Source organism: Lelliottia wanjuensis (assembly GCF_030238365.1).
Taxonomy (GTDB): Bacteria; Pseudomonadota; Gammaproteobacteria; order Enterobacterales; family Enterobacteriaceae; genus Enterobacter; species Enterobacter wanjuensis.
Genome location: NZ_JASSOT010000048.1, coordinates 70,152 through 85,915, shown reverse-complemented (window position 1 = coordinate 85,915; position 15,764 = coordinate 70,152). Strand labels below are relative to the sequence as shown.

Genomic DNA, 15,764 nt, shown 5'->3' with positions numbered 1-15,764 from the left:
GTGCTGACCGATCCCCGTTTTACGACCGAAGTTGAGCTGACCGTCCCCTTCCACGACGTGGATATGATGGGCGTCGTCTGGCACGGCAACTATTTCCGCTACTTTGAGATTGCCCGCGAGGCGCTGCTCAATCAGTTTAACTATGGCTATCGCCAGATGAAGGCGTCTGGCTACGTCTGGCCGGTGGTCGATACGCGCGTGAAGTACCGCAGCGCAGTGATATTCGAGCAACGCATCCGCGTGCGGGCGCAGATCGAAGAGTTTGAAAACCGCCTGCGCATCGCCTACCAGATTTTCGACACCGAAACCGGGAAGCGCACCACCACCGGGTACACCATCCAGGTGGCCGTCGAAGAGAGCAGCCGCGAAATGTGTTTCGTCAGCCCGGCAATTTTGTTTGAACGTATGGGAGTGATGCCATGAAATGGTTGCCCCTGCTGGCCCTGCTGGTCAGCCCGTTGGTCGGCGCGGTCACGCTGGATGAACTCCAGCAGCGCTTTACCGAGCAGCCCGTGGTGCGCGCGCACTTCGAGCAGACCCGCACCATCAAAGATCTCCCGCAGCCGCTGCGTTCGCAGGGCGAAATGCTAATCGCCCGCGACGACGGTTTGCTGTGGGATCAGAAAGCGCCGTTCCCGATGACCCTGCTGCTGGACGACAAACGCATGGTGCAGGCGATCAACGGCCAACCGCCGCAAACCATCACCGCCGACAATAATCCGCAGATGTTCCAGTTTAACCACCTGCTGCGCGCCCTGTTCCAGGCCGATAGCAAAGTGCTGGAGGAGAACTTCCGCATTGATTTCAAAGACCTCGGCGCGGGCCGTTGGTCGCTGGTGCTGACACCCATCACCACGCCGCTGGACAAGATTTTCGCCACCATGAATCTGGGGGGCGCGACCTATCTGGAGTCGATTCAGCTCAACGACAAACAGGGCGACCGCACGGATATCGCCCTCTCCCATCATCAACTGACGCCCGCCAGCCTGACTCATGACGAACGCCAACGCTTTGCCGCGCCGTAACCGTCTGCGCCCGGCGCTGCTGTGGGGTCTGTTATGCCTGGCGCTGCTGGGCGTACTGCTGTCGCTGTTGCCCGGCGCGCGGCTCAATAGCAGCGTGCTGGCGATGCTGCCCAAGCAGACGCTCGGCGCCATTCCACCTGCGCTCAACGACGGATTTATGCAGCGTCTGGACCGTCAGCTGGTGTGGCTAGTCAGCCCTGGCAAAGAGCCGAACCCGCGCGTGGCGCAGGAGTGGTTAACTCTGCTGCAAAAATCGGGTTCCCTCCATGAGGTGAAAGGCCCAATGGATGCCAACAGCCAGAAAGCCTGGGGCGAATTTTTCTGGCAGCACCGTAACGGCCTCATCGACACCGCGACCCGCGCCCGTCTGCAAAACGGCGGCGAGGCGCAGGCCCAGTGGATCCTGTCCCAGCTGTATTCGGCCTTCTCCGGCGTCAGCGGCAAAGAGCTGCAAAACGACCCGCTGATGCTGATGCGCGGTTCGCAGCTTTCGCTTGCGCAAAACAGCCAGAAGCTGCGGCTGATGGACGGCTGGCTGGTGACCAAAGACGAGGCCGGAAATTACTGGTATCTGCTGCACGGCGAGCTGGCCGGTGAGTCGTTCGATATGCAGCAAACACACCGTCTGGTGACAACGCTGCACGGCCTTGAAAGCCAGCTGAAAACCCATTTCCCGCAGGCGCAGCTGCTCTCGCGCGGGACGGTATTTTATAGCGACTACGCCAGCCAGCAGGCGAAACAGGACATCTCCACCCTCGGCATCGCCACGATTCTGGGGGTGATTTTGCTGATCGTGGCGGTGTTCCGCTCCCTGCGCCCGCTGCTGCTGTGCCTGATCTCCATCGGCATCGGCGCGCTGGCCGGGACCGTCGCCACACTAACGATCTTCGGCGAGCTGCACCTGATGACGCTGGTAATGAGCATGAGCATCATCGGGATTTCCGCCGACTACACGCTCTATTACCTGACCGAGCGCATGGTCCACGGCGTGCAGGATTCGCCGTGGCAAAGCCTGGCCAAAGTGTGTAACGCCCTGCTGCTGGCGCTGCTGACCACCGTGGCGGCTTATTTGATCATGATGCTTGCCCCGTTCCCCGGCATTCGTCAGATGGCGGTGTTTGCTGCCGTGGGGCTGAGCGCTTCGTGCCTGACGGTGATCTTCTGGCATCCGTGGCTGTGCCGCGGTTTGCCGGTGCGTCCGGTTCCGGCAATGGTGCTGATGCTGCGCTGGCTGGCCGCGTGGCGACGTAACAAGGCGGTCTCCGTCGGGCTGCCGGTGATTCTGGCCGTCGTCTCCGTGGTCGGCATCGCCAGTCTGCGGGTGGATGACGATATCGCCCAGCTCCAGGCGCTGCCGAAGGATATTCTGGCACAGGAAAAAACCATCACTGCACTGACCGGGCAGAGCGTCGATCAGAAATGGTTCGTGGTCCACGGCGCAACGGCCCAGCAAACGCTGGAGCGGCTTGAAGCCTTCACGCCTGCGCTGGCAGCGTCGCAAAAGGCCGGTGACATTAAAACGTTCCGCACCCTCCCGCTAAACTCGCTGGCGCGGCAGAAAAGCGATCTGGCACTCCTGCACAACGCCGCTCCGGCAGTGACAAACGTCCTGCAAAGCGCGGGGCTGACGACCGTAACGCCGGATCTGAACGCCATGCCCGTGAGCACAGAAGACTGGCTTGCCAGCCCGGCAAGTGAAGGCTGGCGGCTGCTGTGGCTGACGCTGCCCGACGGCGAAAGCGGCGTGCTGGTGCCGGTCGACGGCGTGAAAAACAGCGCGGCGCTAAGCCAATTAGCCGCAGCGCATCCGGGCGTAGTGTGGGTGGATCGCAAAGCGAGCTTCGACAGCCTGTTCTCGCTCTATCGCGGCGTGCTGACGGGCCTGCTGTTGGTCGCACTGGCGGTGATCGCCTGCGGGGCGATGCTGCGTCTGGGCTGGCGTAAAGGGCTGATAAGCCTGGTGCCGTCGGTACTGTCGCTCGGCTGCGGTCTGGCGGCGTTGGCGGCCAGCGGCCATCCGGTGAATCTGTTCTCGCTGCTGGCACTGGTGCTGGTCTTAGGGATTGGCATTAACTACACCCTGTTCTTCAGCAATCCACGCGGAACACCGCTCACCTCCATGCTGGCGATTACGCTGGCGATGATGACCACGTTACTGACCCTCGGCATGCTGGTCTTTAGCGCCACCCAGGCGATCAGCAGCTTCGGCATTGTGCTGGTCAGCGGTATTTTCACCGCCTTCCTGCTGGCTCCGCTGGCGATGCCCGCTAAACGAGAGAGAAAACGATGATGACCCATTTTGGCCGCGCGCTTGCGCTGATGGCCGCCCTGTGGCTGACGGGCTGTAGCCACTCGACGCAAAACAGCGATGGCACCCGTCCGCAGGCCTGGTTACAACCGGGTACCAAAGTGACCCTGCCTGCACCGGGGATCTCTCCGGCGGTGAATTCCCAGCAGCTGCTGACAGGCAGTTTCAACGGCCAGACCCAGTCTCTGCTGGTGATGCTCAACGCCGATGCGGATAAAATTACGCTGGCCGGGCTCTCCTCCGTCGGGATCCGCCTGTTCCTCGCCACCTATGACAAAACCGGTATTCACACCGAGCAGTCGATCATCGTGCCGCAGTTGCCGCCCGCCAGCCAGGTGCTGGCCGACGTGATGCTCAGTCACTGGCCGATCGGCGCCTGGCTGCCGCAATTGCCTAAAGGCTGGACGCTGACGGATAAAGGCGACCGCCGCGAGCTGCGCAACGCCAGCGGCAAGCTGGTAACCGAGATTGTCTATCTGCAGCGCAAAGGCAAACGCGAGCCGATCAGCATTGAACAGCATGTCTTTAACTACCACATCACCATTCAATATCTGAGTGACTAAGATGATCTACATTTCTGCCGTGGGCATGGTGAACGCGCTGGGAAACAGCGCCGAAGAGATTGCCGCGAACCTGTCGCGTGGCGTCGCGCCGGGCATGCACAGCCGCGCGGGCTGGCTGCAGGGAGGCGAGGACATTGTGCTCGGCGGCGTTGAAGGCGAACTGCCGTCCATCCCGGATCACCTCGCCGCCCACCGAACCCGAAACAACCAGCTGCTCCTGGCAGCGCTGGCGCAGATCCAGCCTGCCGTCGACGAGGCGATTGCCCGCGTCGGCCTTGATCGCGTGGCCGTGGTGCTCGGCACCAGCACCTCGGGGCTGGACGAGGGCGATGAGCATGTCCGTCTGTCGCTGAACGGCGAAGCCAGCACCCGCTGGCAGTACCCGCAGCAGGAGCTGGGCGATCCGTCACGTTTTCTCGCCAACTGGCTGAATCTCGACGGGCCCGCGTTTACCCTCTCGACCGCCTGCTCGTCGAGCGCGCGAGCGATTATCAGCGGCCGCCGTCTGATTGACGCCGGGATGGTGGATATCGCCATCGTCGGCGGTGCCGATACTCTGAGCCGGATGCCGGTCAACGGATTCCATAGCCTCGAATCGCTCTCCACCACCCTGTGCGAACCCTTTGGCCGCGACCGTCGCGGGATCACCATCGGGGAAGGCGCAGCGCTGATGATCCTGACGCGCGAACCGCAGCCCGTCGCCCTGCTGGGCATCGGCGAGTCGAGCGATGCGTACCATATTTCTGCGCCCCATCCACAGGGCGAAGGTGCGATTCGCGCGATTCAACAGGCGCTCAACGAAGCGGGCCTGAAACCCGACGAAATTGGCTATATCAACCTGCACGGCACGGCGACGCCGCTCAACGATCAGATTGAGTCCCAGGTGATCCACGATCTCTTCGGAGATGCCGTGCCGTGCAGCTCCACCAAACATCTGACCGGCCATACGCTGGGCGCGGCGGGCATTACGGAAGCCGCTCTCAGCTGGCTGATTCTGACCCAGAAACTGCCGCTGCCCGCGCAGGATTTCACCCGCTACGCGCCCGATCCGGCGCTGCCCTCCTGCGGCGTATTGCATCAGCCCGCAGCGCTGGAAAAACCGGTTATTTTGTCCAACTCGTTCGCGTTTGGTGGCAACAATGCCAGCATTTTGCTGGGGAGAGTGTCATGAGTTATTTATCCCCCGTGGACTATTTGCCCCACGATGCGCCAATGCTGCTGCTGGAAACGGTGGAAAGCGTCACGGACGAGAGCGCCGTGTGCCGCGTGCGCGTCAGCAGCCAAAGCGTTCTGGCGCCATTTCTCAATGCCGATGGCGATTTGCCCGGCTGGTACGCCCTTGAGCTGATGGCGCAGACCGTCGGCGTCTGGTCCGGCTGGCATCGCCACCAGCAGGGGCAAAGCAGCATTGCGCTCGGGATGGTGCTGGGCGCGCGCGAACTGGTGTGCGCCGAGGGGCGCTTTGCGGCAGACTCTACCCTGACCGTAACCGTCAAACTGCTGATGCAGGACGAACGTTTCGGCAGCTTCGAGTGCGCGATCGCCGCAAACGGCGCAACGCTGGCGACAGGCCGCGTGAATACCTTCCAGCCGAGCGCGGAAGAGCTAACTTCGCTTTTTAATCAGGGATCTTCCACATGAATCGTTCCGTTCTGGTCACCGGAGCCAGCAAAGGCATCGGACGCGCTATCGCCCGCCAGCTCGCCGCTGACGGCTTTACCGTGGGCGTGCATTATCACCGCGATGCCGACGGCGCGCAGCAGACGCTGGAGGCCATCCAGCAGGCGGGCGGTCAGGGCCGTTTGCTCTCTTTTGACGTCGGCAATCGCGAGCAGTGCCGCGAGGTGCTGGAGCAGGATATCGAGACCCACGGCGCATGGTATGGCCTGGTCAGCAACGCGGGCATCACCCGCGACGGCGCGTTTCCGGCCCTCAGCGAAGATGACTGGGACAGCGTGATCCACACCAATCTCGACAGTTTTTACAACGTCATCCACCCGTGCGTCATGCCGATGATTGGCCTGCGCAAAGGTGGGCGGATTATCACTCTATCGTCCGTATCGGGCGTGATGGGCAACCGTGGGCAGGTGAACTACAGCGCCGCCAAAGCCGGGATCATTGGCGCGACCAAAGCGCTGGCGATTGAACTGGCGAAGCGCAAAATCACCGTCAACTGCATTGCTCCGGGGTTAATCGACACCGGGATGATCGAAATGGAAGAGGCGGCGCTGAAAGAGGCGATGTCCATCATCCCAATGAAACGTATGGGCCAGGCCGATGAAGTGGCTGGTCTTGCCAGTTACCTGATGTCAGATATTGCGGGCTACGTCACCCGCCAGGTCATTTCCATTAATGGAGGAATGCTATGACACGTCGCGTGGTTATTACAGGCATGGGCGGCGTCACCGCCTTTGGCGAGGACTGGCAGTCGGTTTCGGCGGGGCTTCAGGCGGGCGTTAACGCGGTGCGTAAAATGCCGGAGTGGCAGATTTACGACGGCCTGCACACCCTGCTCGGCGCACCGATTGACGATTTCACTCTGCCGGAGCACTACACCCGCAAGCGTATCCGCGCGATGGGCCGCGTGTCGCTGATGTCGACGCGCGCCACCGAAAAAGCGCTGGAGCAGGCCGGGCTGATCGGCGAAGCGGTGCTGACCAACGGCGAAACCGGGATCGCCTACGGCTCCTCCACCGGCAGCACCGGCCCGGTGAGCGAATTTGCCACCATGCTGACGGAAAAGCACACCAACAACATCACCGGCACGACCTACGTGCAGATGATGCCGCACACCACGGCGGTGAACACCGGCCTGTTCTTCGGCCTGCGCGGACGGGTGATCCCCACCTCCAGCGCCTGTACCTCCGGCAGCCAGGCGATTGGCTATGCATGGGAAGCGATTCGCCACGGCTATCAGACCGTGATGGTGGCAGGCGGCGCGGAAGAGCTGTGTCCGTCCGAAGCAGCGGTGTTTGATACCCTGTTTGCCACCAGCCAGCGCAACGATGCGCCGAAAACCACACCGTCCCCCTTCGATACCCAGCGCGATGGGCTGGTGATTGGCGAAGGTGCGGGCACGCTGATTCTGGAAGAGCTGGAGCACGCCAAAGCGCGCGGGGCGACCATCTACGGCGAAATCGTCGGCTTCGCCACCAACTGCGACGCCGCGCACATCACCCAGCCGCAGCGCGAAACGATGCAGATTTGCATGGAGCAGTCGCTGAAAATGGCGGGGCTGAGCGCCTCGGATATGGGTTATATCTCGGCGCACGGCACGGCAACGGACCGCGGTGATATCGCCGAAAGCCTGGCCACAGCGGCCATTTACGGCGAGAGCGTGCCGATTTCGTCGTTAAAAAGTTATTTTGGCCACACGTTAGGGGCCTGCGGAGCGCTGGAAGCCTGGATGAGTTTGCAGATGATGCGCGAAGGCTGGTTCGCTCCAACGCTGAATTTAAGACAACCCGACGAGCAATGTGGCGCTTTAGATTATATTATGGGGGAAGCCCGCCGGATTGATTGCGAATACCTGCAAAGCAATAACTTCGCGTTTGGCGGCATAAACACCTCGATAATCATCAAACGCTGGGCGTAACTATGTACCAGTTTGTACTGGGAAAAATTTCGACTCTTAACGCTGATCCTTATGCTTCAGCGCTGGCAGATATGGCGCCGCCGGGCGCCCGACGTGCCCGCTGGCTGGCGGGACGGACGCTGCTCACCCGCGTGTTATCCCCCGCGCCGCTGCCGGAAATCGTCTTTGGTGAACAGGGGAAACCCGCGTTTGTGGACGACCGTCCCCTGTGGTTCAACCTGAGCCATAGCGGGGATGATATTGCGCTGCTGCTGAGCGATGAAGGCGAAGTGGGTTGCGATATCGAAGTGATCCGCCCGCGCGATAACTGGCAGGCGCTGGCCAACGCCGTGTTTAGCGTGGCCGAGCATGATGAGCTGGAGCGTGAGCCACCGGCGGAAAAACTGTCGGCATTCTGGCGCATCTGGACGCGCAAAGAGGCCATCGTCAAACAGCGCGGCGGCAGTGCCTGGCAGATTGTCAGCATCGACAGTGCGGCAAAGCAGCCGCACTCCGTGAGCCAGCTTCAGTTCGGCTCTCTGAGTCTGGCGGTCTGTACACCAACGCCTTTTAGTCTGACCGCTGAGTCTATTTCGCCTTTTGAACCGCTGGCCGAAAAATCACCAGCACCCCAGCGATAATCAAACCGACGCCCGCCAGCCCGGCCCAGGAAAAAGATTCATTCCAGCCGGGTAGCACGATAGCGGCAATCCACACCAGAATGTAACTCAGGCTGAGCAACGCATAGGCCTGGCTCAGCGCCATGCGGTGCAGCGCCAGATACCAGCAGCCCATCGAGGCGATATACCCGCTCAGTCCCAGCAGCAATATGCCGGTGCCGGGGGCGAAGTGTAGCAACGCGCTAAGCAACGTGAACGGCTCAGCGACCGGCGGCAAAGAGACCATCGCCGAGCGCAGCAGGAGTTGCGCCCCGCTCACCAGCACCACGCTGCACAGCGCCCAGAATGTCCCTTTCACAGGCTACCTCCCAGGAGCACAATACCGGCCATGATCAGCCCCACGCCCAGCCAGTGATGAAGCGCGACCTTCTCGCGCCAGAACGCTTTTGCCGCCAGCGTCACCCAGACAAAATTCAGGCTCAGCATCGGATAAGCAATCCCCACCGGCACGCGCTGGAGCACCATCAGCCACAGCACCATGCCGAGGCCCAGCGCCAGCAGCGCCAGGCCGAGCCAAAAGATGATATGCCTGCCGCGCCCGCCGTTTTTTGCCGGGCGCGTGGCCTGTTTCTGGCACAGCTGGCCCGCGCAGCTCAGCAGGCTTGCCAGTCCCAGCCAGATCCAGACCGTCATTGCGGGAGATACTGCAGGTAGGCCAGACGTCCCTGAATGTAGAGACTGTCGGGTTTCGGCAGATCGGCGCGCGCGAGGTCATCGTTTTTCGACAGCAAAATTACCAGCGAGATTTTCCCCTGCGCGCGATGCTCCGCCAGCCAGCTGCGGAACTCGTCTCTGCCCACGTAACGCCCTTGCACATCCGGATAATCCAGGCCGTATTTCAGCTCGCCGCTCTGACCAAACATGATGATATCGCTGCGTTTCAGATCCCACGCCAGCCCGGAGGCAACCCCGACGTTGTTCGCCAGCACGAAGCGGCTCTCCGTCAGGGGCTGTCGCACGGTATCCACCAGCGACTGCGGCTGTTTGGAATCCACCACCCGATTCGGCACGGCGAACCCAAGCAGCAGACCCAGCCCCAGCGGACAGAGCGCCGCCAGCCACCAGCGCTGCTGCGCCCGGCGTAATGTCCACCAGCCGACCAGCGCCCAGACCAGAAACGCCACCACCGCGCAGAAGACTTTGTACAGCTCGACGGAGGTCCAGACCGGATGTTTGGTCGGTCCCCACGGCGAGACGACAAGCGCCGCGACGACGCCCAGCACGCCAAACGCCAGGTTGATGATCGCGTTGACCCGCAGGACTTTCACGCCGTTTCCGATAAGCCCACAGGCGTAGCGCGCCATCAGCATCGCCAGGGGGGCGAAGCACGGCAGAATGTAGGTCGGCAGTTTGCCTTTCGCGATGCTGAAAAACAGCAGCGGCATCACCACCCAGCCTAGCAAGTAGAACCCGCCGCGCGCCTCTTTCACATCGCGCCAGCCGAGGCGCAGTGCGCCAGGCAGCAGCGCCAGCCAGGGTAAACTTCCCGCCATCAGGAACGGAATGTAGTACCAGAACGGGGCTTTGTGCTGGGCATCGCTGCTGGCAAAGCGCTGGACATGCTCGACCCAGAAGAAGTAGCGCCAGAAATCCGGCTCGCGATGGGCAATCGCCAGCGCCCACGGCAGGACGATCAGCACGCAGCTCAGCACCGCCAGCCAGCCGTACAACAGCACCTCTTTCCAGCGTTTCTGCACGATCACCCACGGCAGTACCGCAACGACCGGCACCGCCAGCGCCAGAAAGCCTTTGGTCATGACGCCCATGCCGCAGGCCAGCCCCAGCAGCAGGTAGCCGCCGATTTTGCCCGCGCGGGTGTTCGCCTGCGCCGCAATCCAGAAGCTGCACATCGCGGCGACCAGCCAGAGGGTGATCATCGGGTCGAGCACGGCGTAAGTGCCGACGCCGTAGACCAGCAGCAACGTCAGGAAGATCACGCCCGAGGTCAGCGCCACGCGCTTATCGCGCCAGATCTGCCAGGCGAGCCAGATAACCAGCAGCGCGGTCAGCCCGGTGGAGAAAATCGCCCCGGCGCGCACGGCAAAGTTCGAGTCGCCAAACAGCATCTGGCCGAGACTGTTAATCCAGTACCCGGCAATCGGTTTTTCAAAATATCTCAACCCAAGGAAATGCGGCACCACCCAGTTTCCTGTAGCCAGCATTTCCCGACTGATCTCCGCATAGCGCGTTTCATCCGGCTGCCAGAGCAGGCGGATATCGACGGGCAGCAGATAGTAAAGCGCAAACAGAACGAAAAGAGCGACACCAAAACGCGCAGATTTCATGGAGCTGGGCTCACGGTTTGTTGATAGCCAAGCCAGCCTTCACGGCCAGCCATTTCATCACGAACAATTTTGCCGACGGGTAAGGTACTGAGGTCGTCAGGCAACAGCTCGCTTAACGGGCAAAACTGAATGCCTTCCTGCGCGGCCAGTTGCAGCAGCGCGGCGAAGTCCTGCTGATACGCAATCCCCTCCACTTCGGCGTGAATGGTGTAGACCGGCGTGCCGGTATCGCGGTGAATGCAGTCGAGAATATAGCGGTTAAAATTCTCCGCCGTCACTTCTCGCCCGACCACTTCATCCCAGGTCGGGAGCGTGACCGGGATTTGCACGGTACCGAACCGCGATTCGCCGAGCTGTGGCAGAAATGGCCCACTGCCGCGACAGTCGCTGTTATAGCGAAACTTAAACGGCTCTTTGGCGCGAACGACGCGCTGATCCGCGCGCCAGCCCGCCACCGCCGAGCAGTGGACCGGCTTGCCGAGGATCGCCTCCAGCTCCATCAGACCGCGTTCGACTTCACGGGTCAGACGGGGGATTTTCCACACCCCGCTCCAGGCCTGCCAGGCGTGATGATCCCAGGCGTGCAGCCCGACTTCATGGCTCAGGGCCGCGGCGCGGATCACCTCTTCGTTGCCCGCCCCGATGCGTTTTCCGGGCCAGGCGGTGCCTGCCAGCAGAATATCCCAGCCGTAGAGGGAGGCCGCGCGCGAGCGCAGCATTTTCATCAGAAAGGTCGGTTTAAACAGGCGCCACAGGTGGCGCCCCATGTTGTCAGGCCCGACGCTGAAGAAAAAGCTGGCGCGCACCTGGTGCTCGCTCAGCAGTTCCAGCAGGCGCGGCACGCCGTCGCGGGTGCCACGAAAGGTATCGACATCAATGCGTAAACCGACTTTTTTCATGATGCCTGTTCCGTCAGCTCCACGGTGCGCAGGAAGAAATCGAGCGTTTCGTCGATGGTCTGGACCATATCCACCGTCGGCGTCCAGTTCAGGCAGCGTTTCGCATTGCGAATGCTCGGTTTGCGGTGCTCAACGTCCTGATACCCTTTGCCATAATAGCTGCTGCTTTCCACTTCGCGGAAACCGGCGAACGGCGGGAAGCGGTCGCGCAGCGGATGGCGCTCGAAGCTTTCAAGCAGCATTTCGGCCAGCTCGCGGATGCTCGCTTCGTTCTCCGGGTTGCCGATGTTGATGATCTCCCCGTCGCAGCGCCCGTCTTTGTTCTCGATGATGCGGAACAGGGCTTCGATGCCATCGCTGATATCGGTGAAGCAGCGTTTCTGTTTGCCGCCTTCGATCAGCTTGATCGGCGAGCCTTCCACCAGATTGAGGATCAGCTGGGTGATGGCACGCGAGCTGCCAATGCGCGCCGCGTTCAGGTTATCGAGGCGCGGCCCCATCCAGTTAAATGGACGGAACAGGGTGAAGCGCAGATTCTCTTTTTCGCCGTAGGCCCAGATCACGCGGTCCAGCAGCTGTTTCGATACGGAGTAAATCCAGCGCTGTTTGTTGATCGGCCCGACGACCAGGTTCGAGGTGTCTTCGTCGAACACTTTGTCGGTGCACATGCCGTACACCTCCGAGGTGGACGGGAAGATGATGCGCTTGTTGTACTTCACGCAGTCGCGGATGATTTTCAGGTTCTCTTCAAAATCGAGCTCGAAAACGCGCAGCGGGTTACGGGTGTATTCGATCGGCGTGGCGATGGCCACCAGCGGCAGCACCACGTCGCATTTCTTGATGTGGTATTCGATCCACTCGGAGTGGATGCTGATATCCCCTTCCACGAAATGGAAGCGCGGGCAGTCGAGGAAACGGCTGATCGCATCCGAACCAATATCGAGACCATAGATTTCGTAGTTGTCGTCTTTCAGCAAACGTTCGGTCAGGTGGTTACCAATAAAACCGTTCACGCCGAGGATCAGCACGCGGGTGCGGCGTTTCAGGGCCACAAACGGGGCGCTGGTCACCAGTGCGCCGTTCACCAGGCCTAAGGACTGCGCCAGCTGTGTGCCCGGCATATAGACGCCGTTTTCCGTCTGTCCGGTGACAATCTCCAGCGCCTGTTCGCCGCAGGCGATCACCAGCGGGGAAGCGGAAATGACGGTGCCCGGTTTCGCCGCCGGAATGTCGGCGCGCACGCGGGATTTCCAGACGATAAATTTACTCGCCCCGACGTAAGCCACCGCACCCGGCCACGGATCGGTCACCGCGCGCACCAGGTTGTGGAGTTGTGCCGCCGGTCTGGTCCAGTCGAGACGCCCGTCTTCCGGGGTGCGACGGCCAAAACAGGTGGCTTCGCTGTGATTCTGTTCGGTCTCTTTAATCGTGCCCTCACGCAGGGCTGGCAGGGCGTCGCGCAGTAATGTCTGTGCCGCGGCACACAGCTTATGATGCAGGGTCAGGGCGGTGTCATCCGCTTCAATACCGACCCGCTGCTGGGCGGCAATCGCCCCGGCATCCGCGCTTTTCACCATCCGGTGCAGCGTCACGCCCGTTTCCGTTTCGCCGTTCACCAGCACCCAGTTCAGCGGCGCGCGACCACGATATTTCGGCAGCAGGGAACCGTGAAGGTTGTACGCCCCGGCGTTTGCAGCGCTGAGGATCTCATCGCACAGCAGGTTGCGGTAGTAGAACGAGAAAATCACATCGGGCGCGAGTTTCTGGATGCGGTCCACCCACAGCGGATGGTTCACGTCATCGGGTGCGTACACCGGGATTTCACGCTCAGCGGCGATACGCGCCACGGAGCTAAAGAAGTGGTTCTCGCCCGCGGTATCCGGGTGAGTGAAAATAGCGGCGATGTCATAACCCGCTTCCAGAAGGGCTAACGTGCCCGTACATCCCATATCGTGATAGGCAAAAACAACGGCTTTCATGGGTGATTTCCTTCCTGAGAGGATTTGTGTTCCTGACGGACAACACGTTGAATAAAGTAGCGCGGACGTGCGCGGACATCGTTGTAGATACGGCCGATGTACTCACCGAGTAACCCCATGCCGACAAACTGGGCGCCGATAAACATGAACAGCACGGCGAAGAGCATAAAGACCCCTTCCGCCGCCCACTGCGGGCCATAGGCCAGACGCAGGACCACCAGCAGCACAGAGAGCGCAAAGCCCATCAGGGCAATGATGCTGCCGAAGACGCTGAGCAGACGCAGCGGCGTGGTGGTCAGGCAGGTGATCAGGTCGTACATCAGATTGATCAGGCGCATAAAGCTGTATTTCGATTCCCCGTGCTCGCGCTCGGCGTGCAGCACCGGGATCTCCGTGGCCTTACGCGCAAAGGTATTGGCGAGAATCGGAATGAAGGTGCTGCGTTCGTGGCAGTGCAGCATCGCGTCAACGATGTGGCGACGGTAGGCGCGCAGCATGCAGCCGTAATCGCCCATCGCCTTGCCGGTGGTGCGCTGGATCAGGCGGTTGATGGTGCGCGAGGCCAGCTTGCGGAACACGCTGTCCTGGCGGTTCTGGCGTACGGTGCCGACCACGTCATAACCTTCGTCGGCGGTCGCGACCAGGCGCGGGATCTCCTCCGGCGGGTTCTGCAGATCGGCGTCGAGGGTGATGATCAGATCGCCCGTCACGTGGCTGAACCCGGCCATGATTGCCGAGTGCTGCCCGTAGTTGCGGTTCAGCAGCACGGCGACGATGTGGCTGCCGTCGAGCTCAGCGGCTTCGGTGAGCATCATCGCGGAGTCGTCGCTGCTGCCGTCGTCCACCAGCAGGATTTCATACTCCTTGCCCATGGTGTCACAGGCGGCGGTAGTGCGGCGAATCAGCTCCGGCAGGCTCTCCTGCTCGTTATAAACCGGGATCACCACCGAGACTTTTTTCACAGGCGGCAGACTAAACATGTCCATGTCCTGCAAGCTGATGGAGCGCGGTAATGACGCGGGTTGTGTCGTCATGAGTCATATCCGGGAAAAGAGGGAGTGAACAGATGCGTGCGCTGTTCCATTCGGTGTTCGGCAAGGACACCTCCGGGAACCGCTCGCGGTAATATTTTTGCGTGTGGGCCGCGCGGAAATGCAGGCCAGTGCCGATACCCTGGGCTTTCAGGGCTTCCATCAGCGCGTCGCGGGTGATGCCGCACGCCGCTTCGTCCACGCGAATGATGAACAGATGCCAGGCATGCAGATGCGGCCAGGCGGGTACGCTCAGGGGCTTGAACGGCGTGTCGGCAAGCTCCAGCAGATAGCGGCTGGCAATCTCCGCGCGGCGGCGGTTGGCATTGCCCAGCTTGCCGAGCTGCACCAGGGCCAGCGCGGCGTTGATATCGGCGAGGTTGTACTTAAAACCGGGGGAGATCACTTCGGCCTGCGGCGCGCGACCGAGCGTCTGGCGGTCGAATGCATCCACGCCGAGACCGTGGAATTTGAGGCTGCGAATGCGCTGCGCCAGCTGTTCGTCATCCGTCACCACGAGCCCGCCTTCTGCGCAGGTCATGTTTTTGATGGCGTGGAAAGAGAAAATCGCCGTTCCCTGCCAGCCGACGTGACGGCCTTTGTAGTACGTCCCGGCGGCGTGGGCGGCGTCTTCGACAACCGGAATACCGTGGCGTTCAGCGATGGCGCGAATGGCGTCGATATCCACCGGCGCCCCGGCGTAATGCACCGGGATAATGGCTTTGGTGCGCGGTGTGATCGCCGCTTCGACAGCCTCCGGCGTGACCATCAGGTTATCGCGATCGACGTCGATCATCACCGGCGTGGCACCCAGCAGCACGATCATATTCAGCGTCGACACCCAGGTCAGGGACGGGGTGATCACTTCATCCCCTGGTCCGATGCCCAGCGCCATCAGGGTGACGTGCATTCCGCCCGTGGCTGAACTGACGGCAATCGCGTGGCGGTTTCCCGTGAGGGTACAGAATGCCTCTTCCAGCGCCTGATTCTTCGGCCCGGTGGTGATCCAGCCAGACGCCAGAACGTCCTGCAGAGCGGCAATTTCTTCCGCGCCCATCGACGGGCGTGAAAAAGGCAGAAAATCACTCATTATTAATTTCCTTGCGATATTATTCTTAACGATCGTCACGGCAGTTCACCGAATAGTGCGGGATGCTTTTTAAATAAAGACGAAATAAAATCTAGTCATAGCGTCATTAATGTCAACAATGCCTCAATAACGCCAAAGTAATCTTCTTTTCTTAGGAAAGAATTAAGAGACGGAGAGCTAAAACATATCGACATGAAAAGACAGCGATAAAAAATCATAAGTAACAGTAACTTAAGAAACGCCTGCGCATAATAAATTTGTGTGACAATGCTCACGTCATGTTAAGAATATATTTCAGTCGCCCACCGGATAAAAGTAAACGAACGCTTA

16 protein-coding genes are annotated in these 15,764 nt (G+C 60.9%); 9 read left to right on the top strand and 7 right to left on the bottom strand.

Annotation, left to right across the window (positions count from 1 at the left end):
* Genes QQF33_RS04565 through acpT form a run of 9 tightly spaced genes read left to right on the top strand, consistent with a single transcriptional unit; the run spans nucleotide 1 to nucleotide 8,111 of the window.
* Nucleotides 1-423, top strand: a complete 423-nt coding sequence (locus QQF33_RS04565) for an acyl-CoA thioesterase (RefSeq protein ID WP_285157458.1) — start codon at nucleotides 1-3, stop codon at nucleotides 421-423.
* On the top strand, nucleotides 420-1,025 hold the full coding sequence (locus QQF33_RS04560; RefSeq protein ID WP_285157457.1) for an outer membrane lipoprotein carrier protein LolA: 606 nt from the start codon (nucleotides 420-422) through the stop codon (nucleotides 1,023-1,025). Before QQF33_RS04565 ends, QQF33_RS04560 begins: the two co-directional genes overlap by 4 nt.
* Nucleotides 994-3,315, top strand: coding sequence for an MMPL family transporter (locus QQF33_RS04555; protein ID WP_285157456.1), 2,322 nt, complete (start codon nucleotides 994-996; stop codon nucleotides 3,313-3,315). Before QQF33_RS04560 ends, QQF33_RS04555 begins: the two co-directional genes overlap by 32 nt.
* Complete coding sequence (locus QQF33_RS04550; RefSeq protein ID WP_390888459.1) at nucleotides 3,315-3,896, top strand: DUF3261 domain-containing protein; 582 nt, start codon at nucleotides 3,315-3,317, stop codon at nucleotides 3,894-3,896. The genes QQF33_RS04555 and QQF33_RS04550 overlap by 1 nt, the downstream gene beginning before the upstream one ends.
* A 1-nt stretch (nucleotide 3,897) precedes the next feature.
* A complete protein-coding gene (locus QQF33_RS04545; protein WP_285157454.1) occupies nucleotides 3,898-5,067 on the top strand; it encodes a beta-ketoacyl-[acyl-carrier-protein] synthase family protein in 1,170 nt (389 codons plus the stop codon).
* Complete coding sequence (locus QQF33_RS04540; RefSeq protein ID WP_285157453.1) at nucleotides 5,064-5,537, top strand: ApeP family dehydratase; 474 nt, start codon at nucleotides 5,064-5,066, stop codon at nucleotides 5,535-5,537. Before QQF33_RS04545 ends, QQF33_RS04540 begins: the two co-directional genes overlap by 4 nt.
* Nucleotides 5,534-6,265 carry a 3-ketoacyl-ACP reductase FabG2 gene (locus tag QQF33_RS04535; protein ID WP_285157452.1) on the top strand — a complete coding sequence of 244 codons (732 nt, stop codon included), beginning with the start codon at nucleotides 5,534-5,536 and terminating at the stop codon, nucleotides 6,263-6,265. Before QQF33_RS04540 ends, QQF33_RS04535 begins: the two co-directional genes overlap by 4 nt.
* The gene (locus QQF33_RS04530) at nucleotides 6,262-7,491 is read left to right on the top strand and encodes a beta-ketoacyl-ACP synthase (RefSeq protein ID WP_282493594.1); all 1,230 of its coding nucleotides are present in this window, start codon (nucleotides 6,262-6,264) and stop codon (nucleotides 7,489-7,491) included. Before QQF33_RS04535 ends, QQF33_RS04530 begins: the two co-directional genes overlap by 4 nt.
* Nucleotides 7,492-7,493: 2 nt before the next feature.
* Nucleotides 7,494-8,111 (top strand): 4'-phosphopantetheinyl transferase AcpT, encoded by a 618-nt coding sequence (acpT, locus tag QQF33_RS04525; RefSeq protein WP_285157451.1) that lies wholly within the window; start codon nucleotides 7,494-7,496, stop codon nucleotides 8,109-8,111.
* Here the strand turns inward: acpT and arnF are convergent.
* Genes arnF through arnB form a run of 7 tightly spaced genes read right to left on the bottom strand, consistent with a single transcriptional unit; the run spans nucleotide 8,059 to nucleotide 15,434 of the window.
* The gene (gene arnF, locus QQF33_RS04520; protein ID WP_285157450.1) at nucleotides 8,059-8,448 is read right to left on the bottom strand and encodes a 4-amino-4-deoxy-L-arabinose-phosphoundecaprenol flippase subunit ArnF; all 390 of its coding nucleotides are present in this window, start codon (nucleotides 8,446-8,448) and stop codon (nucleotides 8,059-8,061) included. The two genes, acpT and arnF, sit on opposite strands and share 53 nt — an antisense overlap.
* Nucleotides 8,445-8,783 carry a 4-amino-4-deoxy-L-arabinose-phosphoundecaprenol flippase subunit ArnE gene (arnE, locus tag QQF33_RS04515; RefSeq protein WP_285155425.1) on the bottom strand — a complete coding sequence of 113 codons (339 nt, stop codon included), beginning with the start codon at nucleotides 8,781-8,783 and terminating at the stop codon, nucleotides 8,445-8,447. Before arnE ends, arnF begins: the two co-directional genes overlap by 4 nt.
* On the bottom strand, nucleotides 8,780-10,435 hold the full coding sequence (arnT, locus tag QQF33_RS04510; protein ID WP_282493598.1) for a lipid IV(A) 4-amino-4-deoxy-L-arabinosyltransferase: 1,656 nt from the start codon (nucleotides 10,433-10,435) through the stop codon (nucleotides 8,780-8,782). The genes arnE and arnT overlap by 4 nt, the downstream gene beginning before the upstream one ends.
* On the bottom strand, nucleotides 10,432-11,334 hold the full coding sequence (gene arnD / locus QQF33_RS04505) for a 4-deoxy-4-formamido-L-arabinose-phosphoundecaprenol deformylase (protein WP_285157449.1): 903 nt from the start codon (nucleotides 11,332-11,334) through the stop codon (nucleotides 10,432-10,434). The genes arnT and arnD overlap by 4 nt, the downstream gene beginning before the upstream one ends.
* Complete coding sequence (arnA, locus tag QQF33_RS04500; RefSeq protein WP_285157448.1) at nucleotides 11,331-13,313, bottom strand: bifunctional UDP-4-amino-4-deoxy-L-arabinose formyltransferase/UDP-glucuronic acid oxidase ArnA; 1,983 nt, start codon at nucleotides 13,311-13,313, stop codon at nucleotides 11,331-11,333. The genes arnD and arnA overlap by 4 nt, the downstream gene beginning before the upstream one ends.
* Nucleotides 13,310-14,293, bottom strand: coding sequence for an undecaprenyl-phosphate 4-deoxy-4-formamido-L-arabinose transferase (gene arnC / locus QQF33_RS04495; RefSeq protein WP_285146185.1), 984 nt, complete (start codon nucleotides 14,291-14,293; stop codon nucleotides 13,310-13,312). Before arnC ends, arnA begins: the two co-directional genes overlap by 4 nt.
* Nucleotides 14,286-15,434, bottom strand: a complete 1,149-nt coding sequence (arnB, locus tag QQF33_RS04490) for a UDP-4-amino-4-deoxy-L-arabinose aminotransferase (RefSeq protein WP_285157447.1) — start codon at nucleotides 15,432-15,434, stop codon at nucleotides 14,286-14,288. The genes arnC and arnB overlap by 8 nt, the downstream gene beginning before the upstream one ends.
* Nucleotides 15,435-15,764: the final 330 nt, after the last annotated feature.